This is a genomic window from Lewinella sp. (genome assembly GCF_050633125.1).
In the GTDB taxonomy this organism is placed as follows: Bacteria; Bacteroidota; Bacteroidia; order Chitinophagales; family Saprospiraceae; genus Lewinella.
Genome location: NZ_JBOEFX010000073.1, coordinates 1 through 26,466 on the forward strand (window position 1 = coordinate 1; position 26,466 = coordinate 26,466).

The window sequence follows — 26,466 nt, forward strand, 5'->3', positions numbered from 1 at the left end:
AATTTCCCAACAAGCTCTAATATTGTTGCTACTGACGTGAAAATTGGAAAAGTACATCAGATAAGGCTAAAATATAAAGATGGAGAAATCAAAATCAGGGAATTCACATTACCAAACCAAATTCATAATGGGGATAAGATAGACAATTCGATTGAATGGGCAATAACAATGAAAGCAACCAATGATAATGAATCATCCATAAGAATCAGATGTGGTTTCAAAGATCAAATCATTGGATTTAGTGACACAGGAGAACATTTAGATGCTCTCCAATTTATTAAAAATGAAAAATACCAGTTACACATAGGAACCGAAGCCCCTGAAAGTATAATGTGGCGAGCGAAGGAGGAAAACGCTATGCCCAGTAGATTTTTCACGATGCTAAAGAATGCAAAACGAGACTATGCTGAAAAGGCATTTACGCATTACGAATCTAATGGTTTTGTCACAAAATATCCCAACCTAAAAAAGGATGAACTTATCCAGTTTCACTACCTGATTGCAGCGTCAGAATTGCAGAACGAAAACGATGTGAGAACTTGGTTAGCTGTTGAAAGGAGAATTGAAGAGATCGAAAAAATAATTAAATCGGCTACTCTCCCCTAAATGGCACTTAAAATTAGCCTATAATGGCTCAAACCTTTCTCGACCTTTGATAGTATCATGCCACAAAAAGCCGTTGAAAACGGGGTGCTAAAAAAAACAGGAGAAAGGCGATTAACGAAGTATGAAAAGAACGAATAGTACAGCGCACACTTTGCACTGTCCCAAAAAAACACCATATTCGCAGTATGCAACAGCAAAGTATAATTATTAGCATTATTATTATCAGTTCGCCCGGCGATCTGTAGGTGCTAATTTTTGCTACTCAAAAAGCTCCGACAGATGGCCTCTGTCGGAGCTTTTTGTTTTGTACTTTTGCACATTCATTGAAAATTAACCTTCTCTGTTTTTTTGTGGTCAAGCTAAAGCAACAATTGTAAGTGACTGACAAGGAACGTGATTTTGTTTTCGCTTGACTCCAAACACAAAAAAAATCAGAGAATCTAAATGTCCGCACGCTACCGATGTACAAGTCGTATAAACAGCTGAACTTACCGGAAATCGATCAGGAGATTCTCCAATTTTGGGAGAACGAAAAAATCTTTGATCGATCTATCCAGGAACGCGATCCAGAGAAGACTTACGTTTTTTATGAAGGTCCTCCTTCTGCCAATGGTCTGCCTGGCATTCACCACGTAATGGCCCGGGCAATAAAAGATATTTTCTGCCGCTTTCACACGCTCCAAGGGGAGCGCGTGGACCGCAAAGGTGGCTGGGATACACACGGTTTGCCTATCGAGCTGAGTGTAGAGAAAGAATTAGGCATCACCAAGGACGATATTGGTAAGAAAATTTCGGTAGACGAGTACAATCAAAAGTGCCGCGAAACCGTGATGCGCTACAAGGACATTTGGGACGACCTAACTCGCAAGATGGGTTACTGGGTAGACCTGGATAATCCTTACATCACTTACGAGAATAGCTATATCGAATCGGTATGGTTCCTTTTGCAGCGACTGCACCGCAAGGGTTTGATGTACAAAGGGTATACCATTCAGCCATTTTCTCCTGCTGCGGGTACGGGGCTGAGTTCGCACGAACTAAACATGCCAGGTGCCTACAAGGAAATTCGTGACACCTCGGCGGTTGCTCAGTTTAAAGTAAAAGATACTGACAATGAGTATATCATCGCGTGGACAACTACGCCTTGGACGCTCCCATCAAACACAGCATTGGCGGTAGGTAAAAAGATTCCTTATGTGAAGGTCAGCACCTTCAACCGCTACACACACGAACCGATCTTCGTGACACTCGCAAAGGATCGGCTGAATGCTTATTTCTCGGAAGCTAAGCCCGACATGACGGCAGCTGATGCCGTTCCTGGCAACAAGCCTTACCCCTATATCGAAATCGTAGCCGAAATGACCGGCGCTGAACTGGCAGGCACCCGCTACGAGCAACTGATGCCTTATGTTAAGCCCGAAGGCGACGCTTTCCGCGTGATTGTTGGTGACTTCGTGAGTACCGAAGACGGTACGGGTATCGTACACATTGCACCGACCTTTGGTGCAGATGATATGCGCGTGGCTAAAGAGAACGACATCCCTGCCTTATTGGTAAAAGATGAATTTGACAACCCCATGCCACTGGTGGATCGCCAAGGTAAATTTGTGGCAGAAGTCACGGATTTTGCTGGGCGCTACGTCAAAGACTATGGTCAGGAAGAAGAGCGCCCGACGGATGTTGACATCGTGATCAAACTGAAAGAAGAGAACAAGCTTTTCCACTCGGAGAAATACCTGCACTCGTACCCACACTGTTGGCGGACGGATCGCCCGGTACTGTACTACCCACTTGACAGTTGGTTTGTGCGTGCCAGTGATTACAAAGAGCGCATGTCTGAACTCAATAAGACCATCAACTGGAAGCCCACCAGCACCGGTGAAGGTCGTTTCGGAAAATGGTTAGAGAACCTACAAGACTGGAACCTGAGTCGTTCTCGCTTTTGGGGAATTCCGTTGCCGATTTGGCGTACCGAAGACGGGAAGCAAGAATTATGTATTGGTTCTATTCCCGAACTCACCCGTGAGGTAGAGAAAGCCAATAAAGCATTGGGCTTGAACCAGGAAGTACCTAAAGACCTTCACCGTCCCTACATCGATGATGTGGTACTGGTAAGTGAAGACGGGCAAGCCATGAAGCGCGAGCTGGACCTGATCGACGTATGGTTCGATTCTGGCTCCATGCCTTATGCTCAGTGGGGGCTTGATTATGAAAAATTAGCTGCTGGCGACGAGCAGCCTTTTAACGCTCCTTTTGGGCAAAGCTACCCTGCCAACTTTATTGCCGAAGGTGTTGATCAAACCCGTGGCTGGTTCTATACCCTTCATGCGATTGCCGTGATGGCTTATGATACCGTTTCGTTCAAAAATGTCGTCTCTAACGGACTCGTACTAGACAAGAATGGTCAAAAAATGTCGAAGCGACTCGGCAATGCCGCTGATCCATTTAAAACATTGGAGCAGTACGGTGCTGATGCTACTCGCTGGTACATGATGGCCAATAGCGATCCTTGGGACAACCTCAAGTTTGACCTGGAAGGCATCGAAGAAGTTCGCCGTAAGCTATTCGGTACGCTCTTTAATACTTATAGCTTCTTCACGCTTTACGCGAATATTGACAAATGGCAGCCACAAGCGGGGCAGCGTATCCCTGTGAAAGATCGTCCTGAGATCGACCGGTGGGTTATTTCAAAACTTAACAGCCTCTCGAAGGAGGTTCAAGAGCAGTTTTCTGCCTACGAACCTACTCGTGCCTGTCGTGCCGTCGAGCGCTTTGTAGACGAACATTTGAGCAACTGGTATGTGCGCCTTTGTCGCCGTCGTTTCTGGAAAGGAGAAATGAACACCGATAAGCAAGCAGCCTACGAGACCTTATTTGAATGTCTTGTCACCACGGCCCAGTTGATGTCGCCAGTAGCACCATTCTTTAGTGATTGGCTGTACCGCAACCTTACGGAAGGCGTAAAAGATGATGCCAAAAAGGAAGGTTCTCGCCTACAGTTTGACTCTGTGCACCTGAGCTTACTGGAGCCTGCCAACGAGTCCTTGATTGACCTCGAATTGGAGGAGCGGATGGATTACGCCCAGCGTATTTCCAGCCTTGTGCTTAGTATTCGTAAGAAGGATATGATCCGGGTACGGCAGCCACTACAAAAAATCTTACTCCCGGTACTTGATGCCGGTTTCGAACGCCAGGTAGAAGAGGTAAAAGACCTTATTCTCGCCGAGGTTAACGTGAAGGAAATCGCTTATTTACGCGACGATGAAGAAGGCTTCCTCAAAAAGCGGATCAAGCCCAACTTCAAGACCCTTGGCAAGAGATTGGGTAAAAACATGAAGGCCGCTGCACAAGCTATCAACAAATTCAACCAGGACGATATTGCAGCCCTCGAAAAGTCAGGAACCTACACGTTAGTCGTAGGAGACGAGAACTTCGAGTTGACGATGGAAGATTTCGAAATCACTACCGAGGATATCCCCGGCTGGAAAGTAGCCACCGATGGCAGCTTAACCGTCGCCTTGGATTTGACACTAACGGAACTTTTGGAAGACGAAGGCATGGCTCGCGAGCTGGTCAATCGTATTCAGAATATCCGTAAGGACAAAAATTTTGAAGTGACCGACCGCATTACGGTAGCCATCAGCAAAGACCCCGCCATTGCGCGGGCAGTAACCAACTTTGGCGACTTGATCAAAGGGGAAGTACTGGCCGATGAGCTAAGTATTGGTACTCCAAATGGGGGAGAAGCGATAGAACTGCCTGGAGAATTGCAGGCTACGATTGAAGTGAATAAGCGATCTTAAGATTAGGTCGTAGTTATTCTTTTAAAGTACAGCCATAAAGTGTTGCCGCCTTGCGTTTGAGGAACAGCACGAAAACAAAGTGTGTTTTTGTTTTTCACAATAGATAAATAAGCGCTTCATTTAAAGCGTTTTAACTATTGTGAAAAACAAAAACACACTTTTTTTCTGCGCAATACTATGTGCGGCAACACTTTATTCTAACCGGACCATCCCCATGAAACAATTGTTATTCCTCTTACTGCTTTTCTTTTTCACCCAAGCGGCGATGGCTGGTGGTGGAAAGGAAGCTTATCGCAATTACTTCCTGGGGTCGTACTATTTTTCGGAGGGCAACTACGGTCGGGCTGAAAATCATTTACGCAAAGCGTATCAGCTACATCCTAATCAATATAATTTTGCGCTGGCCTACGCCTTGTCTTTGGGGCAACAGCAAAAAACAGATGATGCGCTGGAAGTACTAGGCAGTGGTAAAAATATGCTCAGTCCTCGGCACCCTGATTATGTACACTTGGCCAGCTTGCAACACTTTGTTGCCGGGATGATAAACCTCTATGGGCTGCGCTATGGGAAGGCTATTGCCCCCTTAAAACGAGCGATTGAATTACAAACAGAATTGCCTTACCCAGAGGAGCGCTCTATCATGCTCAATGCGCTTGGATATGCACAAGTGATGAACCAGGGTAAGGGGGCTGCTGCCCACGCCGACCTAGCTCCACACTACCACGTACACCGAAGAGACTTAGAGCGGGGCATGGTCAGTTTCCTTGCGGCTTATCGCGCCGATGTACAAAATAGGCAAGCCGGCGAAAATTATCAACGATTGATAGACACGCTCGGCATTGCTACTGAATTTATAGTAGAAGACAGTGTTCAAAATCGCGAAAATCGTCAGCTAAAAACCTATGAGTACGCCAGCCTTCCGGCTAATGTGCAACCTCTACTTGAATTTGTAGACTACGATGAAGTCGTCTTTTTACTAGATATTTCAGGGAGCATGGTAATGGAAGAGGTCAGTTGCATCGGAGAAGATCGCTTTGATGTGATGCGCGAAACAGCTCAACTACTCCTCGAAAACTTTTCTGATGAGACCCAGGTAGGCATTGGCACTATTGGCGGAGACTGCGGCACCATACCCCGCCTGTGGCACCCAGCCGGAGAGTTGAGTCGCAAAGATATGGGCTACGCCTTACAGTTTTTGGTACCAGATGGAACTACCCCTTTATTGACTATACTGCAAGAAACACCCACTCTTTTCACCGACAACCCTAATACTTCAAAAGCGCTTATTTTTATCAGCGATGGCGAAAATGTATGCCGCTTGCCTGGTGTAGATATTTGTGAATGGACCAACACACTGGCTAGTCAGAAAATCACTATCAATATCATGACTTTCCTGGGGGCGAGTTTGGATAACACCAATGCTTTCGCAGAATATACTTGTCTTACGGAAAACACCTTTGGCCGACTCCTCTACATGGATGGCAACCGCTGCCGATTGGAAGAATACCGCTTTGATTTGGTGAAAGCCTGCCGTTTTGATCTTCCTGAACTCCGGAGAGTTGATTGCTGGGGGGCTGCTACAGAGAATTTGTGGGCGATTTTTCCGGAGTAGGGCGATTTTTCACCACATAGGTTTTAAAACCAATTCAAATCCAACGAAGCTCGGCTATGTGTCTACGTTATGAAGCTAGCCCACGCTCCTTATTCGACATAGAGGTTTGAACGTTAAGAGGTAGAAAGCCGTAATTACCTCCCCTTCCTGGAATCTTTTTTAACATTACCTTGTTCCCCTACATTTCATCGTGTATCATTAAAAGCCCCAACTATGCGCATCCGTAACTCTGTCAAAGCAATTATTATCCAAGATGGAAAGCTCCTTTGCAACAAAAACGAAGACAAGCGCGGTGTTTTCCACTGCGTTCCTGGTGGTGGCCAAGAGTACCAAGAAAGCCTGGAAGAGGCTGTCGTTCGTGAGTGCTGGGAAGAAGCCAGTGTGCAAGTAGAAGTAGGGGAGTTGTTGTTTGTGAGAGACTATATTGGACTAAACCACCCGGGGCAGGCTCGCCTGCGTCACATACATCAGGTAGAGTTTTTCTTTCGCTGCCATTTGGCACCAGGCTCCGTACCGAAGATGGGAACCGGTGCTGATCGTTATCAGATTGGTGTAAGCTGGGTTCCCTTGGAAGAGCTAGCACAAGCTCAATTTTACCCCCTTGATATGATCCAGTGGTTATTTGATCTGGACCATCCAGAACGGCCCGTTTATCTGGGAGACATGGACTAGGAAATTGCCTTAACCTAATCCGTCAACCTACTGTGTCCTTTTGGTGTTGTACCATCGTTCTTCATACCCAACACCATTCATGGATAGTCTTACACAAATCACACTGGGCGCCGCAGTAGGCGAAGTTGTACTAGGAAAAAAAGCCGGGAACCGAGCTATGCTCTGGGGCGCGATAGCGGGTACTTTTCCTGATCTTGATATCTTCGCCAACTTCGTCACCGACCAAGTCAGTGCGCTGGCCTATCATCGCGCATTTACGCATTCTATCCTTTTTTCTGTTGTGATTCCACTGGGAATGGGGCTATTGGTACACCGACTATACGGAGGTAAAGAAGGCCAATGGCCACAGAACGAAAAGACGTCCCTATTGGCAGGGTGGGCTTTTTTCTTCCTTGCCGTGTTCATCGGAAGTTCTTTGATGCCACTAGAAATAAACAACATCGGTAGCATCTCCTTGGTCGTAAGTTTGGCGATGATTGCATTTCCATTGGTTATTTACTTACGTGAAAAAAAACGAAAAACGCCTTCCGTTAATGAAAATCCTGGGTGGTGGCTTTGGACACAACTCTTTTTTGGGGCCATCCTTACTCACCCTCTCCTAGATGCCTGTACCACCTACGGCACCCAATTATTTGAGCCTTTCAGTACGATTAGAATAGCATGGAACGTCGTTTCTGTCGCTGATCCGCTTTACACTGTTCCTTTTTTAGTTTGTCTTATTTTAGCCAGCAGGCAAATACGCGGAAGCAAAAAACGGCAGCGCTACAATTGGGCCGGAATCATTATTAGTAGCGCTTACCTTCTGCTCTGCACCAGCTTTTTTTGGTACGCCAACCAACGCATGGAAGCTACCTTAGAGAAAGAAAACATTACTGCTACCCGACACGTCGTTGGGCCCACCATCCTTAACAGCCTCCTCTGGCAAGGCACCGCCGAAACGCCTACTAGCTTTTACATGGGGCAGTATTCTCTGCTTGATAAAGCGCCATTCTTTAAATTAAAAGAGGTTCCTAAAAACCATCAATTGGTCAAAGACCACTGGGAGGATCGCGATGTAAGTATTTTGCGATGGTTTTCCGATGGTTACTTTAATGTAGAACAAGAAAATGATTCTACCTTCAGGATGAATGATCTCCGCTATGGACAGATTGATGTTCCGGGAAAACGGCCACAGCATATTTTTTACTTTCTCCTTCAGGAAAAGGCTGGGCAATTACAAGCCGTTCATGTTCAACAAGGGCCTGAAGACCGAGAAGCGAGTATGTCTGGGCTATGGGGACGGATTATGGGAGAATAAATTGTTTTTTATCCAATCACTCTTCGGCGTAGCTAAAGTATGTATTCGGCAACACCTTTTTTTCTCGCCCCAACCAAGCTCTTAACAAGGGTGTTTATCTTTAGAACACGTTTTGGTACTGATCAATTCAACGATGCAACTTAACTACAAAACTTTTGGCCAAGGGCCACCACTGCTTATACTACACGGGCTTTTTGGAACGCTCGACAACTGGCAGACACTGGCCAAGCGTTGGGCAGCGCACTATACCGTCTTTATCATCGATCAAAGAAATCACGGTCGTTCCCCTCACATGGATGCGCACTCTTATCCGCTTATGGCAGAAGACCTAAAAGCCTTCATGGAGGCCAACTGGATGTACGAAGCCAACCTGCTTGGGCATTCAATGGGAGGGAAAACAGCCATGCAGTTTGCTACCCATTTTCCAGACATGGTCAACAAGCTTATTGTGGTTGATATTGCTCCGAAGAGCTACTCTGGTGGGCACGAAATCATTGTAGAGGCACTCAATGACTTGGATCTAAACACCATTGAAGACCGTAAACAAGCTGACAGTATCCTTGCAGAACGCATTTCCGATTTCGGCGTACGCCAGTTTTTGTTAAAAAATCTTACTCGTAACAAGGAAGGCGGTTACCGTTGGAAAATGAACCTACCTATACTTACGCGTGATTACGAGGCGATTCTTGAGAACATTACGCCAGAAGAAACTTTTGACGGACCAACCCTATTTATCCGGGGAGCTGCATCTAACTACATTGATGACAATGACCTTCCTCTTTTACAAACGCACTTTCCTGTAGCCGAATTGGCGACCGTCGCCGATGCGGGCCACTGGGTTCACGCTCAAAAACCAGAGGAACTTTTTCAGTTGGTCAGCACCTTTTTAGAAAAATAGCTCTTAGCAGATATCGACATTAATGATCTTCTGCTCAATAAATAAAGACATAACGCTCGAAGATTTAGGACATAATTCAAGCTTGGAAAATTACCGAACAGAGAACAACCTCTTATCATTTGGGGTCGGTAGGGTAACTAGCGAACATAAAGAAAGGTATATCGTAAAAACTGTTTCAAAAGCGTACGAAGCAGGAAAAATGATAAGGCATTTTAAAAAATCCAGGAAATCAAATAAATACTGAAGGTTATACCCGTTACTAAGTGGTTTGGGAATATTAGCACAAATGATGCGACGATACCTTCCATTCATCATCCACACCGTATATTCAAACGTTCACTGCAATGCTGATGTCAATTTATCATCAGTTGACAACATTCCTTTATCTTAAGCGTATAATTTGAGTGTAAGTATTGCGTAAAAAACGAATAACAATGAGTAAGCGTATTCTGATTGTCGGAAGCTTGGTAGCTACTTTTCTACTGGGTACCGCTTTTACGATTAGCAATGAGAAGGATAAGTATTTCGAAATCATCAAGAACATCGAAATATTCACGAACCTCTATAAAGAAGTAAATACCAATTACGTCGACGAGATTGACCCGGGTCAATTGATGCGTACGGGGCTGGAAGCAATGGTGGGTTCTTTAGACCCCTTTACCAACTACATCAGCGAATCGGACATTGAAGGTTATCGGGTAATTAACGAAGGTAAATATCACGGTATTGGTACCAAAAGTAAGAAGATCGGGGAATACATTACCATTACCGAATTGTACAAAGATCAACCCGCTGACATGGCCGGGCTGAAAGCTGGCGATCGTTTTATTTCCGTGGATGGCCAGAGTGCCCTCAATCGTTCAATGGAGGAAATGGAAGAGATCATGAGAGGTTTCCCCGGAACGACAATGCGTTTGGTTATCAATCGGCCGGGCGTATCCGAAAACATCAACATTGAGCTTACGCGTGGTGATGTTGACGTTCCCAACGTTCCTTATTTCGGAATGCTCAACGAGGGTATTGGTTACATCAACCTCTCTATTTTCACGCGCAATGCTGGCCGTAATATCATTGAAGCTTTCCAAAGCCTAAAGCAAGAAAACCCTGACCTAAAAGGGCTTGTTCTGGATTTACGTGGCAATGGTGGTGGACTACTTAACGAAGCCGTTAATATTAGTAATATTTTCATCCCGCGTGATGAAGTTGTCGTCACGACCAGAGGTAAAGTCAAAGACTGGGACCGAGCATATAAAACGGTTAACCAGCCGATTGATACCGAAATTCCTTTGGCAATATTAGTAGATAAAGGTTCTGCCTCTGCTTCTGAAATTGTTAGTGGTGTAATGCAGGATTATGACCGCGGAATACTCATTGGTCAACGTACCTACGGTAAAGGATTGGTACAAAACACCATGGAAGTAGGTTATAATGCCCGGGTTAAAGTCACTACTGCCAAGTACTATATTCCTAGCGAGCGCTGTATTCAGAGTGTTGAATACAAAAACGGCGAACCAGTGGCTATTGCCGATGAAAAGCGTGCCCGGTTTAAAACTCGGAGCGGTAGAACCGTCCTCGATGGTGGTGGCGTGAAGCCTGATATCCTTTTGGATGCTGCTACTGATGATGGTATCATCAAATCCTTGTTGCAGGATGATGTTATTTTCAACTACGTAACAGAGTGGGCCCAAGATCACCCAACGATCGACTCTACGGACACCTTCCGATTCACGGATTTTGCCAGTTTTGAAAACTACCTGCAACGGACCAACTTTTCGTACCAAAGTGATGCCGAAAAAGTACTAAAAACACTGGCTGAAAAAGCCACTGCTGAAGAAGTAAACCTGACGAATGAGATCACCGCCCTACAGTTGAAATTTGATAATGCACAAGCATCAGAACTCAATAAGCACCGCGATTTGATTATCCGCTTGATTGAAAAGGAAATTGCTGGCCGGTATTACTACCAAAAAGGTAAAGTACAGATCGGTTTACGTAATGATCCCGAGGTTAACGAAGCGATTCGCGTTTTGAATAACACAGAAGAATACAGTCGTATTTTGGGTAATTAAACACCTCGTCATTGAATAAAAAACGGTGCTGCTTTCGCGAAAGCAGCACCGTTTTTTATTTAGAAATGACTTTTTTACCCTGACAAAGCGTTATATTTATAATCGTAAAACAAATGATTATGAGTGCTGTAGAGATTAGAACGGAGATAGACAACCTACTGGATAAAGTCCAGGATCAGGATGAGAGCTTTCTCAAAGTGGTTTATTCTATGCTGAGCACCTATGTTCAGGAGCAAAAAGACCCCATTCTTGGTTATGAAACAGATGGCACACCTGTTACAGCTTCGGCTTTTTTAGCGCAAGCTGATGAAGCTATGGCCGCCGTTGAGCGTGGTGAGTATATCACTCTTGAACAACTCGAAAAAGAATCAGAGGAATGGCTGAAACCTACCAAATAATAGTAACGAAGGGGGCCAAGAAAGACATCAATGATATACTCTCTTATTTACAGAAAAAAGTATCCCAAAGTGAGGCTATTGACGCACGGCAAAAAATACTTTCAGCCATTCACACTCTGTCAAATATGCCAAGTTCACGCTCTCCTGTTCAAGAAGTTGCACAACTTACTAATGAGATTGTCTATAGGCAAGTCATAGCAAAGGAAGTATATCGAATTATCTACCGTATCAAAGAAATTCAGAAAGGCGTAGTTGTAATACGCGTCATGCATATAAAAAGAGGACCTACCTTTATTAAAAAAGCACTGGAATAAATCGCGCCGAAACGACCGCCTTTTGAGTAGGTAAAATTCAAACACCCTCTAATTTAGAGCTCCACCAGTGGAGCTTAAATATACCATTGTTATAAAAGACATAATTAGGCAAAAAAACATTATTCTTCTATTTCTAATTAGCCTTCTTAGCTCTTTCTCATCTTCTTCATTTATATCTATACATTCAAGCGTATCCTTCATTGTAGCTATCGTAACACCCCAAGTGTTTTTACGTTGATCAACCCATATATTATTCTTATGATAAAAAAAGGTCCTGCGTGAGATTTCAACCTATAAACCACCGCCAGAAATAAAAACCCAATTGGTAGATAAGATATATCCATAATGATTGAGTTCTTCGATAATATCCTCTATAAAGGATGCCGAAGGTTCCATTCGCGGTAACCTTCGGCATCATTCATTTTCTAAAATTCAACTTTTTTAAATCTCCTCATTAAAACATCCGATTCCCATTACTCCGATCTACATCTTCCTTTTCCTGACCGAAAGCCAGATTTAATCCTACTCGGAAGTTGGCCAGATGAGCATCTTTTGGCCGAAAGGCAGAAATGATATTATCAGTTGCTGCTATTAACCGAACGGGACCAAGACTTAACGTCGCATTTACGCCCAGGTTATCTAGCCGCTCATTACGTAAGCCGTAGAAGCCTCCTACCCGAAGTACGGGTGAGAAGTTGATGCTTCCGGAAACAGCAACGGCGGTAGTGTTCACATCTTTGTAGTTATCGGTATAGGCGATCAGGCCTACAAGAATATCTTCCGAAACTTCATACTGACCACTAAAGTAGTATTTCGCACCAATGGTCGTTGTATAGCCATTGTTGGTTTCTGTGGGCTCATAAGTGTTATATAGAGAATCAATAACATCTCCGAAAGACTCTCCATCATCCAATAGTTGCTGGGCTACATCCAGGCCTTCAAATTCATAGAGGCCATCCAATGTATAGTTGGCTACTTGTTCATCCCAGCTGATTTCTGCGCCTAAATCCAGAGCGCTGGCTGACAGTTGGAGTTTACCCAGTTGCACCGCAATACCCAGATCAAAAGCCAAGCCACTGTTGCTACTAAAAAGAGAACTCGTAGAAAAATTACCATAATTAAAATCCACTCCTACGTCTCGCAAGCCATCATAAGTGAGGGAGCCCGCTGTATTTAATAAAAGGTCCGCATCTAGCGTCAACTGATACACATCATCACTGGTTGTGAGCTGTAAGTCATTGCGTTCGGTATTCAGGTTAGCACCTCCACTAAGGAGTTTTACTTTACCACCAACCTGCACATTATCTCCAATTTTGTAAGAAGCGCCAAGTGCAAATTCATGGTAGGCGGTAAGGTCAAATGACGGCCCAAAACCAACGGTCTCACCGACAAACTGTGCATTACCTTCCCAGATAAGTTGCGCCAGGGTTTTAGGATAATCAATCAGCGCATTGAACCGTAGCCGATGCCCGACGCTAAGCCCTAAACGCCCAACGTGAAACCCAATTCCGATGGTTTCGATATCAAAATCTTCGCGCAAGATATTCTGCGCTTCCATCTGGCCTATGGCATTGCTAATATCCAGAACGGTCGCGCCGTTTTCCTCCACCACCAAGTCATTAAAGGTGATATTGGTCAACCACAGGTTATTGTAAAACCCTGGCAAATTGACAACAATACCTGCTGGTTGTAACGCTGGATTGGCATTCATTTCTTGCCAGCTATTGCTTAATAACAGGCTACTTAAATCACTTTGTCCTCGCAAAGGGGTAATGCTTATTGCTGCTAATGCCAGTAGTATAAAAATATGTTTCATTAGATACATTTTTAGAGAGATTTCCTAGTTTTCCGTTACACCAAAGATGGCTCCTAGCTTCACCTTTACATCCTGGTCGCCTAAAATCTGTACCGATTGCTGCCCATCTGTTGTCGTGAAAAAGGTCGCTACAATTTCCAACTTTGCAGCATTTTTGATAATAGCAAAACGATCCGAAGGAAAATCACTATAGGTAACTGTCTCCTCCATACCTGTAGGCCGTCCATCCACTCCAACAGGAGCCCCGGCAATTACGCGAGTCGACTCCGTGTACAAAGAATCTAAAATAGTACCATTCCCGTCAAGAAAATACCCCTGAATACCTATTGCTACAGGCATCTCGTTTTCGGTCACCAGCTTAAACTCGGCATAATCAACCTTGTCAAAATCACCTAGGTTTAAATCGAACGTATCGCGCACACCGAAGTTAATCGCAGAACCATAAAGAGGAAGATCAACATCAACCCTTACTTCGTAGAAAGAACTATCGGTTACGAACCCTCGGATATCAGTATTCCCGTCCGGATTGGTAGCGGCATCTACATCGTAGATAATAGCAATCGGACCTGCACCTAGTACTTCTCGGATATTGGAATTGTCTTTATTAAAGACAAAATCTGTGGATTTCACTAGGCCTACCTCATTTAAGGTGGGAAAAGGAAAATCGATCCCTTCCTCGATGTAAATACTTTCCAAAGGCAAGGTATCACCATCCACAGTAATGATATCAAATTGCTCGATTACCGAGCGAGTAGGAATACCAAAAGAGTTGGCAATATTGAAGGTAATCACCGGGGCTTCGAAGTAAACATCTCCTCTGATCCAATTATCAAAAAAGTCGATATCGATCCGGTCTACACCACTAGAATGCTGAATCTGCCCCATATACCCTTCTGCATAGCTAAATGCCAGTCCAAGAATAAGGATAGAATTATTGGAAGAAGGAGCTATTTCTACACCGTCAGTATCCACCGCAGTATACTCTACGTAAATAGAATCATTTTCGGGGGTGATAATATAGTCCTCTAGGTTTATTGGTGACAACGCGTTGTTTAATGACGGACAATCTCCTGTTCCATTATAAGCCGCAATGGTACGCGTAAAAGACAATGGTTCTCCATCAAGCATTACCGTTGGGAAAGTCATTGTTGCAGTAATTGGTTTATCGTGGCAGTTTTCGAATTGCCAAAACATTTGACCTTCTTTTAATTCCATCCGATCAATAACCAAACCATCAGGTCCGGAAAAAGGTAAAGCTTGAACATTGTCCTCGATAACAATACCTCCAACACCGGAAAGTGTTGAATTGATCGCTTCAAAAACATCATCAGCATTCTCTGTAAGCACGCTGCCGCTGTACTGCAAACGTAGTAGCCCATCAGGCAAAACGGTAAGTACCGAATTTTCTTCAAAATTTTCCAATAGGTCATTCATTGAAAAACTGGTGTTGAGTAGCGGAACAGCATAAGCTGCATCATAATTCGAACGCTCCACACCTTCTAGGTCAGCAAATTGGCTACATCCTAACAATAGAAGTAGCGGCAAGACCATTAACTGGCTCCATTTTCTCATAACTCTCGTAGACGTTTAGGCTTACGGCAACAGCTGCTTTTGACAACAACATTGCGCTGTAAGAAATTAAAATAAAGGAAGGTGCCTTTAATCTCTGTGGGGAAGTGGGTAGACATTGCTAAGAATCAACAGAAGAGATAAAACCTTAACCTTTCGTTGTTCTAACGATAAAGGTAAAGGAAATGCTGCAAGGCTACTCATTCTGCTTTGGAAAAACGCAGCGCGGAAGACAAAAATTATCTCAGGCTTAATAATTACCGCCAACTGCTTATCTTGAGCTTATCTAAAAATAAGCAATGGACGTTTTGCCAACTGTACCCAACCCTTTGATCAATGCTGCAAAAAAGCATATAGCGGCCTTGTGTATACAGCACCAAGATCCTCAGGCACTGCTTTATGATGACCAACTGGCCTGTTTTTTAGAAGCGTTGGTTTTGCAATTTGGAAATTCAGAACACGCTGACTCCGATGCTATACAGACGGCCCAAGTAGCAGCACTCTTTTACCCACTGGGCTATCTACAGAACCGTAAGCACCCCTTCTCTGCAGCACAAGCCAGCTGTCTTGATTTTCTTAAACAACAAGAAAAAGAAGATTTATTCCCATTTGTTGAACATTGTTTAAAAGTCACCTACCAACAAACTCCTGATAATCTGGCCAGTAAACTCTTAGCTGATGCATTAATTGGCATCTATTGCAACGATGACACTCATCACTGGGCAGACTTAAGGGCACTTGAACAAGAGCTGCGTAATGGTCCGGGGCAACAATTAGAGCAAACTCAATTAAAACTACAAGAGCTTCTTAATCTTCGCTATCAAACAAGTGCCGGCAAAATGCACTGGCAAAAACGAATAGCTCATCAAATTTTAGTTCAGAAAAAACGGCTCGAAAAGATAAGGCGCAACCAAGCACCAGGAACCACAAGTGAAACAACATCGCCTTTTGAGCAACTCGAAACCAGCTTGCCTATCAGAGGAACACAGACCTATTTTCGCACAGTATATCGCAACCATATTAACCTCAGTGCTATTGCTGACAACAAGGCTAATATTATGATTAGCGTCAATTCGATCCTCATCAGTGTACTGATTACCTTTTTATCTTATCGAAATATAGCGGAAACCCAACCCATGATTTTGCTGCCAGTAGTGATTTTTTTGGTTACAGGTTTGGCTTCATTGATTTTTGCGGTCCTTTCTGCTCGCCCAAAAGTTACACAGCTACCTACTAATGACGAGGAGGTACCTGCAGGTTTGGCTTTTTTCGGTAATTTTGTTCGCCTTCCTTTAGGGAAATTCACCCAGGCAATGAACAAAACATTCCAAAGTAGTACTTTACTTTACCATAGTATGGTAGAGGATTTATATCATCTGGGAAAAGTATTAGACAAAAAATATCGTTACTTGTCTATTTCCTACAACATATTCATGGTAGGGCTCATTATCACCGTGGCCTTGTTTCTGTTCACCTTATTCCTGCCTTAGTATTGTTCAAAAAAATGAAGCTTTTTTTGCGCTGTCCTTAGTCCTCCTTATTAGTAACTATGCAAGATCAAACCATTGATGTACGTTCCGGAGAAAATATTAATATAGATACGCTTAGTGCTTATCTAAAGAGGCATGTTCCCGAACTTACCAACATCACAGAAGTAAGGCAATTTCCTGGTGGTTTCTCTAACCTGACCTACCTGCTACGCACTAATCTTGGAGACTGGGTGCTACGCAGGCCACCCCTTGGTGCAAAGATAAAGTCGGCCCATGATATGGCTCGTGAGTATAGGGTTTTAGAAAAAATGGGCCCCATTTATGGCCGTATCCCTGCTCTTGTTCATTTGTGCGAAGACGAAACACTGCTGGGGTATACTTTTTATATCATGGAGAGGGTAGAAGGGATTATTTTACGCAACAAACCTCCACAAGGGCTAGATTTGTCACCACCACGAATGCGGGCCATCTCGGAGGCTACTATCGACAATCTTGCCTTATTGCATCAAATCAATATTGAAAGTACCGGGCTAACTGAATTGGGTAAACCCGAAGGCTACGTTGCACGCCAGGTAAGCGGATGGACAAAACGCTACCACAATGCGCAAACGGACGATATTGCAGTCATGGAAGAGCTGGCCAACTGGATGGTACAAAACCAACCGATAGATGGTTGTCCTGGATTAATCCACAATGATTACAAGTATGACAACCTGGTATTAGACCAAGCAGAACCTGCTCGCATTTTAGCTGTCTTAGATTGGGAAATGGCCACCGTAGGAGACACCCGTATGGATTTAGGAACCAGTCTTGCCTACTGGAGTGAAGGTCCCGAAGCAAAAGTAATGCAGTTGGCAGCAAGCAACTTAACCTGGCTACCTGGCAACCTCACGCGGATGGAAGTTGTAGAAAGGTACCAGCACACCACGGGCCATCAACTTGATGATATTCTCTTTTACTTCGTTTACGGTGCGTTCAAAATAGGGGTTATTGTACAGCAGATCTATTCTCGTTGGAAGCAAGGTCACAGCAAAGACCCTCGCTTTAGCGAACTCATTCATGCCGTACATTATTTCGGCAACTTGGCACGCCTTGCTATTGAAAAAGATCGTATTAGTCAACTTTTGTAGCGTTTATGAGCCAATACCGTTAAAAAAAGACTAAGAATTTGCCTTCTATAAAATAGTTAGAATAGACTTTAGCGTTAATAAGCTGATTTTTATCTCGTAAAAGCAGACCTTTAGAGATAGAAAAACAGCATCCCTATTTTCCTGATCTTATGCCATTGGCTTATACCGGCTTAATTATCTCCAAAACCTCCTGCGTAATGTTCAATCGATTTCAACCACTAGCTCTTTTACCCTTGCTGCTTTTGTTGGCAATCCCTTCGCTAGGGCTAATGGCCCAACAAAGTGAAACCCAACTTAATTACATTAATCGTTTCAAGGATGTTGCCGTACAAGAAATGGAGCGTACAGGTATTCCTGCGAGTATTAAGTTAGCACAGGGCCTTTTGGAGTCTAATGCCGGACAGAGTATTCTTGCACGGCGCGCCAACAACCATTTTGGCATCAAATGTGGCGCTGATTGGCAAGGTGATAATATCTATCGCGAAGATGATGACTATGACGCCAATGGTAAACTCATTAAAAGCTGTTTCCGTGCTTATAAAAACAGTGATGCCTCCTACATTGCGCATTCTGAATTTCTCCGTGACCCTCGCAAGGCTTTTCGTTATGGGTTTCTTTTCCGGTTAGATCCTATGGACTACCGCAACTGGGCTTACGGCCTTAAGCAAGCAGGCTATGCAACCAGTCCTACGTATCCTGAAAGTCTCATTTCACTCATTGAGCGTTATGAACTTTTCCGTTACGACAATACTACCGCTGTAGACATTGACACTCCTTCAGATATTGTTGCCAGTGGTATTCTTGACAACAATGATGTCCGTTATGTTGTCGTCTCAGAAGGCGAGAGCCTCGAAGATATTGCAAAAAGGGTAGATGTAAGTGTTCGTAATTTGATTAGCTATAATGAGAAAATCGGCAGCAGCCAGCAAGAAGTTGCAGAAGGAGAGCGTATTTATTTACAACCAAAGAGAAACGGCTACCGAGGCAAGGATAAATATCACACCGTCGGCACAGGAGAGACCATGTTTACTATTTCACAGGAGTATGCTGTAAAAATGAGTAAACTGTATAAGCGTAACCGCCTATCTTCTGGGGAAGAACCTGCTGTAAATGAAAAAATAAAGCTTCGGGGGTGCAAAGTAAAAGATGCCCCAAAACTCCGTTCAGAACAGGAAGAAACGTTAGACTCAAGTCCGGCGGTTCCGGTTTTGCCAAACGGAGAATTGGATATGGAAGAGCCCGAGGAAGAAGAAACCGTACCTGTGCCAACGCGCCCTGTAACGCCTCCTCCAGTAATCGTACAACCAGAAACGCCCACTAATGGAGGAACAAAGCCTGATGTCCCCATCATCATCGTTGATCCAAATCGTCCACCAGCACCTAGTCCTACACCTACTGCACCAAACACGAGTAATCCACCTGTAATTAATCCAACTCCAGCGCCAAGCCCTACAACACCAAGCACAAACCCTAACAATAACACAAACGGTGCTCCGGTCTACCATACGGTTGTTGCAGGAGAAACACTCTATGGCATTTCACGGCGCTATAACATCACCGTTGATCAATTGAAAAGCTTTAATGGTATAACAACCAATACGATTCAGGCTGGAATGAAGCTTCGTGTTAAGTAAAATTGGAGAACAGTAAGGGATAGCTTATGTTTGCACCCAGACTATCCCTTACTACCATGTATATCAGACTACTATTACTCCTTGGATCTTTTTTATTGAGCTATCAAAGCTGGGGCCAAGGCTCTTTTTATGGCGTCAAAGGAGGGTTGACGATGGCTACCCAACAATGGAATGCTTTTGAACGCGACCCTCTCGTAGGTTATCATGCGATCCTTTCGGTAGAAAGTGTTCCTGCAGAAGGTCAGTTTTCTCTCTTTGCACAAATGGGTTATCACTTGAAAGGGAGTGCTATTCGGCGCTCACTTTTTGGGAATCCGTTCAACGCTAGTTTTGTTGATTTTCCTACACAGCGTTTTGAATTTCACAATCTTAGTTTATCGCTTGGAGCCAAACAGGTTATCACCAAGGTAGGCAATAGCAATGTATACTATCTATTTGGTGTTCGCGGTGATTATACACTGACGACCAATCTGGACGAATACGAACGATTTACTCAAGTCAACCAAATATCAGTAGGAATTTATCCTTTCAATGTTTACTTTTCAGAAAATCAGATCTTTGGTGTTCGCCGATTCAACTATGGCTTTCTAGCGGGGGGAGGACTCAACTTTCCTTTCTCGGAATATGTTGAGGGGATAGTAGAATTTACAGTCAATCCTGATTTTTCGCTGCAGTACCAGCAACCGAGCATTGACAATGTGAGAAATCCGATTAACGGGCAAACAACCACCCTACAGGAACGTAAAATCCGCAATCTTACTTTTGAAATAACCGTAGGTGCACGGTTCTTGCGTAAAGTGGAATACATTGATTAGTAAGCAAAACTATTAAACTATCGATTTCGACCAGATATGATGATCCTGCGCAGTGAAAATTTAGTAAAAATTTATGGCCGTCGCAAAGTCGTAAAAGAAGTTTCCCTGGAAGTACACCAAGGGGAGATTGTTGGATTGCTCGGCCCTAATGGTGCAGGAAAAACCACTACCTTTTACATGACGGTTGGTTTTATTCAACCCAATCAAGGCAATGTTTTCCTCAATGATGAAAACATCACTGATTTACCCATGTACCAGCGCGCTCGCCGGGGCATTGGTTACCTCCCACAGGAACCGTCCGTCTTTCGGAAGCTCTCTGTAGAGGATAATATCAAGGCCGTATTGGAGATGACAGCTATCAGCAAGGAAGAACAGCGAGATAAGCTAGAATCACTGATCGAGGAATTTAGACTGGAAAAAGTACGTAAATCTTTTGGCGATACGCTCTCTGGCGGAGAGCGCCGGCGTACCGAGATCGCCCGAGCGCTAGCCACCAACCCCAATTTCATCCTGCTCGACGAACCCTTTGCTGGTATCGACCCTATCGCGGTAGAGGATATTCAATACATTGTAGCTAAGCTTAAGACCAAAAATATTGGCATTTTGATTACCGATCATAATGTACAAGAAACATTGTCTATTACAGATCGGGCTTACCTAATGTTTGAAGGGAGCATCCTAAAAGCAGGTACGGCCGAAGAGTTAGCTGCCGATGAAATCGTCCGAAAAGTATATCTCGGTAAGCATTTTGAACTTCGACGAAAGGTTATTGATGTAAATGATCGCGAATGAACCGAATGATTCCTGCCCTCCTCTTTATAATGTTTTTCACCCTTATTACAGCTTGTGATAACCAAACACAAAACGTAAGCTTGCGTCTTACACCAACAGAACGCAACAGAATAGACACGCTCTACACGAGCAAACTGGATAGCTTACGCCCTATTTGGGATAGCTTGTGTGAGCAACGTTATCCCGAAATGGTACAATTAGCGGTTGACAGTATCGTCAATCAGCGATTGGCGGAAGAGGAACGTTTACGCACCAGAACAGCAAATTAGTTAAAGTATGCGGCAATTATTATCAGTTCTATTTTTCCTTGTTCTTTTTGCTGGATGCGAAAGTGCTACGCACGTTGATATTGATGCTGTTATTGCAGAAAAAGTAGAGGAGCGCTTGACTGAATTTGAGGCCATCATCAATCGCCGATGCCTGGATCGAGCCCTCGAAGAGGCAGGTCTTCTTGCAGACTCTATCATTATTGAGCAAGCTCGCCGGAAAAAAGATACGTTGGATCGACCTCTTAAGCCACTACGCCCTGACCAACCGGAATTACTACAACTAAAAGACAGCCTGGAACTAGCCCCTCTTTTTGATACAGTTATAAAAAAACGTATCAATCAATAATTTTCATCCCCAACCAGATCGCCAATAAACCAAAAAAAATACTTCCTAGAAGATAGCTTCCGGCAGTAAAATAATTGGCTTGCTTGAGCATTTGTACCAGTTCATTTGAAAACGTTGAAAACGTTGAAAAACCACCACAAAAACCTGTCAACAAGAGCAGTCTCAATTCTGTACTTAGCCCTTGTTTGCTGACCAAAGCGACTAGCATTCCTAGAATGATGCAACTCAACCCGTTGGCTACGAAGGTTCCCCATGGATAAGCTTCCGTCCGGTTGAGCCAGGTTGCTAGAGCGAAGCGACACAAGCTTCCTAGTCCACCACCAAAAAAAACCCAGAAATACGCCATAAGTATTGTGCAGAAAATAGACTGCGATTTTTTTTAAAAATTTCCATGCTGTTCCTAAGCTCTTTAATTGGTATTACGTTTATGGTTGGCCTTTTGGTGAAAGTAAAAGCTAAAAACACTCATAAGTGCCAACTCAAATAAAATAACCAAGTGCATATTCAGTTTATCGTGGCAAAACAATACAGAAGCAATAACAAACATGCTCAACCCTACCAAAATAGCCGTTGCTTCTGTGTGGGATTTTCCGGCATCAATTAACAAATGATGAATGTGCCGACGATCCGCTTTTAGTGGAGGTTGCCCTCTGATTATTCTAGTCGAAAACACTCTAATGGTATCAAACAATGGGATTAATAAAATACCTATTGCCACCGCTGGCCCTCCTTTTAGACGATAAGGGTTATTCGCAATTAAGCCATCATTCAAATCAATAAACTTAATTGCTAAGAATGCCGACATTAACCCCAACATCAAAGCACCCGTATCTCCCATAAAAATTTGAGCAGGAGAGTAATTGTATTTAAGAAAAGCCAATACTGCTCCGACTACTGCGAAAGCTATCGCTGCCAAAGTTGCAAATCCTGCGACAAAAAACCATACCCCAAAAGTGGTAAAAATCAATACTGCCAAACTTCCTGCTAAGCCATTAATTCCGTCAATCAAGTTAAATGCATTGGTAATCACCAAAATGGTGAAAACAGAAAGAATAATCACCACAATCTCAGGTAGTGCCCCATGGAGCCCCATCACACCATAGAGACTTTCTAAACGTGTATCTGACTTTATTACTAAAATAGAAGCAGCCATAATCTGGCTAATGATTTTTTTATTGGCCGAAACGGGCGAGATATCATCTTTAGCACCAATAAGTAAAAGAATTAGCATCGCACAAAGAACGTATTGCAAGTGGTCTGCTCCCCCCAGAGGAGTCCAATAAACCATAGAAAAAATAGCACCGGAAAAGATAGCGATCCCTCCTAAAGAAGGGGTACTCTCATAATGAGAACTACGTTCCCCCGGCACATCATACAATTGCTTGTCACGCGCGATATGAATAATCGACGGTATCGCAAAATAGGTTAGCGCAAATGCAGTAAGGAAGCTGAGCACCAATAAAAGCATGCTTCTTTTTTAAGTGAAAAATTTGCAATACTAGCTATGAGCTACTGCTATTTCAGCGGCCAACCGTGCATTATTAAGCACCAGTTCAATGTTGGAAACCAGGCTTTTACCGGCGGTTAACTCTTTAACTTTACTCAACAAATAGGGTGTAACAGCCTTCCCTTTTATTTTGTCACGCGTAGCTTCTACTAGTGCATGTTCAATAATGCTATTGAGGTAAGTAGCATCCATGCTAAATTCTTCCGGCACAGGGTTGGCTACAATCGCTCCACCTGTCAAGCCTGCACTCCACTTCGTCTTCAACACTTCGGCGATCTCTTCCGGTGTGTGCAAGGCGTAATCTACACTCAACCCGCTTTCGCGAGCGTAAAAGGCTGGAAACTCATTGGTTTGATAGCCAATCACTGGTACGCCATAAGTTTCCAGGTATTCTAACGTCAAAGGTAAGTCTAATATAGACTTTGCGCCAGCACAGACGACTGCGACACTCGTTCTCGCCAGTTCTTGCAAATCTGCTGAAATATCAAAACTAACTGCTCCGCCTCGATGAACACCACCAATACCGCCAGTCGCGAAAAGCTTGATTCCTGCCTGGGCTGCAATAATCATCGTTGCAGCAACCGTTGTTGCGCCTAGTTGCTTTTTTGCTAAAAGAAAGGGAATATCGCGGCGACTGGCTTTGGTTACTGCTGTCCCCTCTTTCCCAAGGGTTTCGATCTGTTCAAGGCTCAAGCCTGCACATAATTTTCCGTCTAAAATAGCAATCGTTGCCGGCACAGCACCGGCAGTTCTCACAACTTTTTCTACCCTTAATGCCGTTTCCACATTTTCAGGATAAGGCATTCCGTGTGAGATAATTGTCGATTCTAATGCCACTACAGCTTTCCCTTCTGCTAAGGCTGCTGCCACTTCTGGGCTTTTTTTCAAGTACGGGCTCATCAGTTCATTGAGTTTGGGAAATGCTCTTAGCAAAATTTACGAATATGCTCCAATAGGGTCGCTTGCGACATTTCTTTATTAATTGCACCTTCGGCACGTACAGCTACGGTTGAAGCTGCCAACCCGGCTCGGCAACAATCTTCCAGTGACCATTTTCGCAAACTGGCCCAGATAAGGCCGGCTTGAAAAGCATCGCCCGCGCCAGTAGTATCTGCTACAGTTACCTTTGCCGCTGGCAGATGTATCTGCCGTTCGGCATCAGCAGCATAAGCCCCTTGGCTGCCCAGCGTAATAAACACGCGTTGAACCCCCAATGCGATCCATTTATTCGCCAGTTTTTCAACATCCATCAATTGATCCAGTGGGCGGCCACCTAAAACTTCTGCCTGCCGGCGGTTAACTTTTATCGTATGAAACTTCCCTAGTTGATGCTGTACCCGCGTTGCTAAATGAGCAGAGACGGGATCAAGATAAATCGGAACATCTAGTTCTTGTTCCAATAACCATTCGATAGCTGCTGGCGGTGTATTGGTTTCCAAACAAATAAGGCTAGCCTCTTGCAAAGCCGGCAACTGAGACGCTAAGTACGTAGAGGTAATCACATCTAAAATAGAAAGGTCTGCAATTCCCGCATATAGGTCGTTGTTTTCGTCTAAAATAGCGAGGTGCAATGCTCCTTTGCGGCCATTGGCTAAAATACTATAGCGTACACCTATATTTAGTTCCTGGCATTCAGAAAGAAGCGCCTTGCCATTACGATCGTCACCAAAAGCAGTAATCAATTCGGTAGGTAAGCCTAGTCGAACCAGGTTTTCGGCAAGGTTTCGGCCCACTCCTCCTGACGCTTTGGCTACTCGCCCAGGAACGGAATCCATTAAGGCTGGTTTTCGTTGAGGAAAGCCTACCATATCTGTAAGCGCTGCCCCCAACACAAAGATTGGTTTACTCATGTTTTCAGGGATGTTTAATATTCGAGCTAAAATAAGTGATTCCAATTTGTATTACGCTCACTTAAGCACAGAGATACGAAAAATTCCGGGGTCCTAATAGTCCAGATCAAACGGCTTCTTAACGACAATTCAGCCAAGCATCTGTACTAAGAGCGTGTTGGGGAATTTCATTTGGTGAAAAATAATACTCAAAATGAAAGCCTACAAAAGTTGAGTGCTTCCTTTTTGAGTATTAATTTTCCTAACTTTAATTTATTCTACACAGCAGCAACTAAACGCTCTTCTCCATGAAATACTTATCACTCTTTTTACTGTTTATTACAGCAGCAAGCCCCATTATTTTCGCTCAGACTACACCAAATTTCACGACCTGCACTTATGAAGACATTAAGGCACGCATGCTGCTATACGATCCTAATACAGAAGAAACGTTGGCCGCTAATGAAAACTTCACCCAAGCACGAGTCGCAGAAATACAGCAAAACCGACTAAACGGCAATCAATCAAGTGTAAATGCGACCTATACCATTCCCGTAGTACTACATGTCTTTCATAATGGTGATGATGCTTATTTGGATATGGACCAATTGCAATCGGGCCTCGACATTATCAATACCGATTTCAATGGCTGGAACACTGACTGGAATACCATCGACCCGGCCTTCGATTCTATCAAAGCCAGCTTAGATATTGAATTTTGCCTAGCTTCTATTGATCCCGATGGTAACCCTACTACAGGTGTCGTTTATTATGACAATGAAGAAGCGATGCTCAACCAGATAGAGTTAACACAATATTCATGGGACAACTATAAGTACCTCAACATCTATCTTCCTAAATACACCAACGGCTCTCCGTCTTTGTTTACAGCCTATGCTAATCTCCCCAGCACCGTCTTATCTGACGACGGCTACGCCGGAATTACCTATAGTTCTATCCGCTGGGGGTATGGTGCTCATTCAGAACTGGAAGATGGTCAAGAATGGGCTTCCGTGGGCACTCATGAAGTAGGCCATTGGCTCAACCTACACCATACGTTCCGCTACGGCTGCTCTTCCATAGGTGATGAGGTAGATGACACTCCTCCGACACTAGGCGGTTCTATCGAGTTGGAAGGTTGCTACAATAACGACTTCAGTTGCGAACTGGCCACCAATGGCTCTAACTACATGGACTATAACCACGACTGTAAAAAGATGTTTACGCAAGGGCAGGTAGATCGTATGACCGCAGCACTCGAACTTCCTTCACGGATTACGCTTTGGTCCGAGGAAAATCTAATCGCAACGGGTTGTGCTGAAACCGTGCCTACTACTTTTTTAGCAGAAAACAACCTTGTGAACGTATCTCCTAACCCAGCTAGTGGTATTATCCGGTTTAGCTTCAATACTCCACCGCAGCAGCTGTTCATTTATAATATTCAAGGAAACGTCCTGGCTAACTCCCTGACGAAAACATCAGCAACTACCATTGACATCAGCAGCTTTCCTGCTGGCATCTACTATTATTCGGCTATTTTTAGTGATGGTTCACAAAGCGGAAAATTTATAGTGCAATAATCAAACTCAAATCCTTTTTT

At 43.9% G+C, this 26,466-nt stretch carries 23 protein-coding genes; 17 read left to right on the forward strand and 6 right to left on the reverse strand.

Features of this window, described 5'->3' with window-relative positions; all coding sequences use genetic code 11:
* From ACRBG0_RS15650 to ACRBG0_RS15690, 9 genes are all read left to right on the forward strand, one after another.
* On the forward strand, window positions 1-606 hold a 606-nt coding region (locus ACRBG0_RS15650; protein WP_431487805.1), incomplete at its 5' end, for a hypothetical protein.
* A gap of 461 nt (window positions 607-1,067) precedes the next feature.
* Window positions 1,068-4,409 (forward strand): isoleucine--tRNA ligase, encoded by a 3,342-nt coding sequence (gene ileS, locus ACRBG0_RS15655; protein ID WP_431487806.1) that lies wholly within the window; start codon window positions 1,068-1,070, stop codon window positions 4,407-4,409.
* 214 nt (window positions 4,410-4,623) lie between these two features.
* Window positions 4,624-6,021, forward strand: a complete 1,398-nt coding sequence (locus ACRBG0_RS15660) for a VWA domain-containing protein (protein ID WP_431487807.1) — start codon at window positions 4,624-4,626, stop codon at window positions 6,019-6,021.
* 213 nt (window positions 6,022-6,234) lie between these two features.
* The gene (locus tag ACRBG0_RS15665; protein ID WP_431487808.1) at window positions 6,235-6,693 is read left to right on the forward strand and encodes an NUDIX domain-containing protein; all 459 of its coding nucleotides are present in this window, start codon (window positions 6,235-6,237) and stop codon (window positions 6,691-6,693) included.
* A 79-nt stretch (window positions 6,694-6,772) separates the two neighbouring features.
* Window positions 6,773-7,990 carry a metal-dependent hydrolase gene (locus ACRBG0_RS15670; RefSeq protein ID WP_431487809.1) on the forward strand — a complete coding sequence of 406 codons (1,218 nt, stop codon included), beginning with the start codon at window positions 6,773-6,775 and terminating at the stop codon, window positions 7,988-7,990.
* A 133-nt stretch (window positions 7,991-8,123) separates the two neighbouring features.
* A complete protein-coding gene (locus tag ACRBG0_RS15675) occupies window positions 8,124-8,888 on the forward strand; it encodes an alpha/beta fold hydrolase (RefSeq protein ID WP_431487810.1) in 765 nt (254 codons plus the stop codon).
* Between the two features lie 434 nt (window positions 8,889-9,322).
* Window positions 9,323-10,957 carry a S41 family peptidase gene (locus tag ACRBG0_RS15680; RefSeq protein WP_431487811.1) on the forward strand — a complete coding sequence of 545 codons (1,635 nt, stop codon included), beginning with the start codon at window positions 9,323-9,325 and terminating at the stop codon, window positions 10,955-10,957.
* 119 nt (window positions 10,958-11,076) lie between these two features.
* Window positions 11,077-11,355, forward strand: a complete 279-nt coding sequence (locus ACRBG0_RS15685; RefSeq protein ID WP_431487812.1) for a hypothetical protein — start codon at window positions 11,077-11,079, stop codon at window positions 11,353-11,355.
* Window positions 11,334-11,669, forward strand: coding sequence for a type II toxin-antitoxin system RelE/ParE family toxin (locus ACRBG0_RS15690; RefSeq protein WP_431487813.1), 336 nt, complete (start codon window positions 11,334-11,336; stop codon window positions 11,667-11,669). The genes ACRBG0_RS15685 and ACRBG0_RS15690 overlap by 22 nt, the downstream gene beginning before the upstream one ends.
* 454 nt (window positions 11,670-12,123) lie before the next feature.
* Here the strand turns inward: ACRBG0_RS15690 and ACRBG0_RS15695 are convergent, their stop codons facing one another.
* Together ACRBG0_RS15695 and ACRBG0_RS15700 are read right to left on the reverse strand one after the other, a co-directional pair.
* Window positions 12,124-13,485: a DUF5723 family protein gene (locus ACRBG0_RS15695; protein ID WP_431487814.1), complete on the reverse strand. Its 1,362-nt coding sequence runs from the start codon at window positions 13,483-13,485 to the stop codon at window positions 12,124-12,126.
* A 24-nt stretch (window positions 13,486-13,509) separates the two neighbouring features.
* A complete protein-coding gene (locus ACRBG0_RS15700) occupies window positions 13,510-15,057 on the reverse strand; it encodes a hypothetical protein (protein ID WP_431487815.1) in 1,548 nt (515 codons plus the stop codon).
* Window positions 15,058-15,353: 296 nt separating this feature from the next.
* On the opposite strand from ACRBG0_RS15700, the gene ACRBG0_RS15705 reads away from it, so the two are divergent.
* The 7 genes from ACRBG0_RS15705 (at window position 15,354) to ACRBG0_RS15735 (ending at window position 21,530) form a co-directional block, all read left to right on the forward strand.
* Window positions 15,354-16,544: a Pycsar system effector family protein gene (locus tag ACRBG0_RS15705; RefSeq protein WP_431487816.1), complete on the forward strand. Its 1,191-nt coding sequence runs from the start codon at window positions 15,354-15,356 to the stop codon at window positions 16,542-16,544.
* Window positions 16,545-16,603: 59 nt separating this feature from the next.
* Window positions 16,604-17,674: a phosphotransferase family protein gene (locus ACRBG0_RS15710; RefSeq protein ID WP_431487817.1), complete on the forward strand. Its 1,071-nt coding sequence runs from the start codon at window positions 16,604-16,606 to the stop codon at window positions 17,672-17,674.
* 197 nt (window positions 17,675-17,871) lie between these two features.
* Window positions 17,872-19,308, forward strand: coding sequence for a glucosaminidase domain-containing protein (locus tag ACRBG0_RS15715; RefSeq protein WP_431487818.1), 1,437 nt, complete (start codon window positions 17,872-17,874; stop codon window positions 19,306-19,308).
* A gap of 56 nt (window positions 19,309-19,364) precedes the next feature.
* Window positions 19,365-20,123: a hypothetical protein gene (locus ACRBG0_RS15720; protein ID WP_431487819.1), complete on the forward strand. Its 759-nt coding sequence runs from the start codon at window positions 19,365-19,367 to the stop codon at window positions 20,121-20,123.
* A 39-nt stretch (window positions 20,124-20,162) separates the two neighbouring features.
* Complete coding sequence (gene lptB, locus ACRBG0_RS15725) at window positions 20,163-20,915, forward strand: LPS export ABC transporter ATP-binding protein (protein WP_431487870.1); 753 nt, start codon at window positions 20,163-20,165, stop codon at window positions 20,913-20,915.
* Window positions 20,912-21,184 (forward strand): hypothetical protein, encoded by a 273-nt coding sequence (locus tag ACRBG0_RS15730; RefSeq protein ID WP_431487820.1) that lies wholly within the window; start codon window positions 20,912-20,914, stop codon window positions 21,182-21,184. Before lptB ends, ACRBG0_RS15730 begins: the two co-directional genes overlap by 4 nt.
* 7 nt (window positions 21,185-21,191) lie before the next feature.
* Window positions 21,192-21,530 carry a hypothetical protein gene (locus ACRBG0_RS15735; RefSeq protein WP_431487821.1) on the forward strand — a complete coding sequence of 113 codons (339 nt, stop codon included), beginning with the start codon at window positions 21,192-21,194 and terminating at the stop codon, window positions 21,528-21,530.
* Here the strand turns inward: ACRBG0_RS15735 and crcB are convergent.
* From crcB to ACRBG0_RS15755, 4 genes are all read right to left on the reverse strand, one after another.
* Complete coding sequence (gene crcB / locus ACRBG0_RS15740) at window positions 21,520-21,876, reverse strand: fluoride efflux transporter CrcB (protein WP_431487822.1); 357 nt, start codon at window positions 21,874-21,876, stop codon at window positions 21,520-21,522. The genes ACRBG0_RS15735 and crcB overlap by 11 nt on opposite strands.
* A 63-nt stretch (window positions 21,877-21,939) precedes the next feature.
* On the reverse strand, window positions 21,940-22,998 hold the full coding sequence (locus ACRBG0_RS15745; RefSeq protein WP_431487823.1) for a glycosyltransferase family 4 protein: 1,059 nt from the start codon (window positions 22,996-22,998) through the stop codon (window positions 21,940-21,942).
* A gap of 30 nt (window positions 22,999-23,028) precedes the next feature.
* The gene (locus ACRBG0_RS15750; protein ID WP_431487871.1) at window positions 23,029-23,940 is read right to left on the reverse strand and encodes a pseudouridine-5'-phosphate glycosidase; all 912 of its coding nucleotides are present in this window, start codon (window positions 23,938-23,940) and stop codon (window positions 23,029-23,031) included.
* 23 nt (window positions 23,941-23,963) lie between these two features.
* Complete coding sequence (locus ACRBG0_RS15755) at window positions 23,964-24,887, reverse strand: carbohydrate kinase family protein (RefSeq protein WP_431487824.1); 924 nt, start codon at window positions 24,885-24,887, stop codon at window positions 23,964-23,966.
* A 287-nt stretch (window positions 24,888-25,174) separates the two neighbouring features.
* Between ACRBG0_RS15755 and ACRBG0_RS15760 the strand changes: the two genes are divergently transcribed.
* Window positions 25,175-26,446 carry a zinc-dependent metalloprotease gene (locus ACRBG0_RS15760; RefSeq protein ID WP_431487825.1) on the forward strand — a complete coding sequence of 424 codons (1,272 nt, stop codon included), beginning with the start codon at window positions 25,175-25,177 and terminating at the stop codon, window positions 26,444-26,446.
* The last annotated feature ends 20 nt before the right edge of the window (window positions 26,447-26,466 follow it).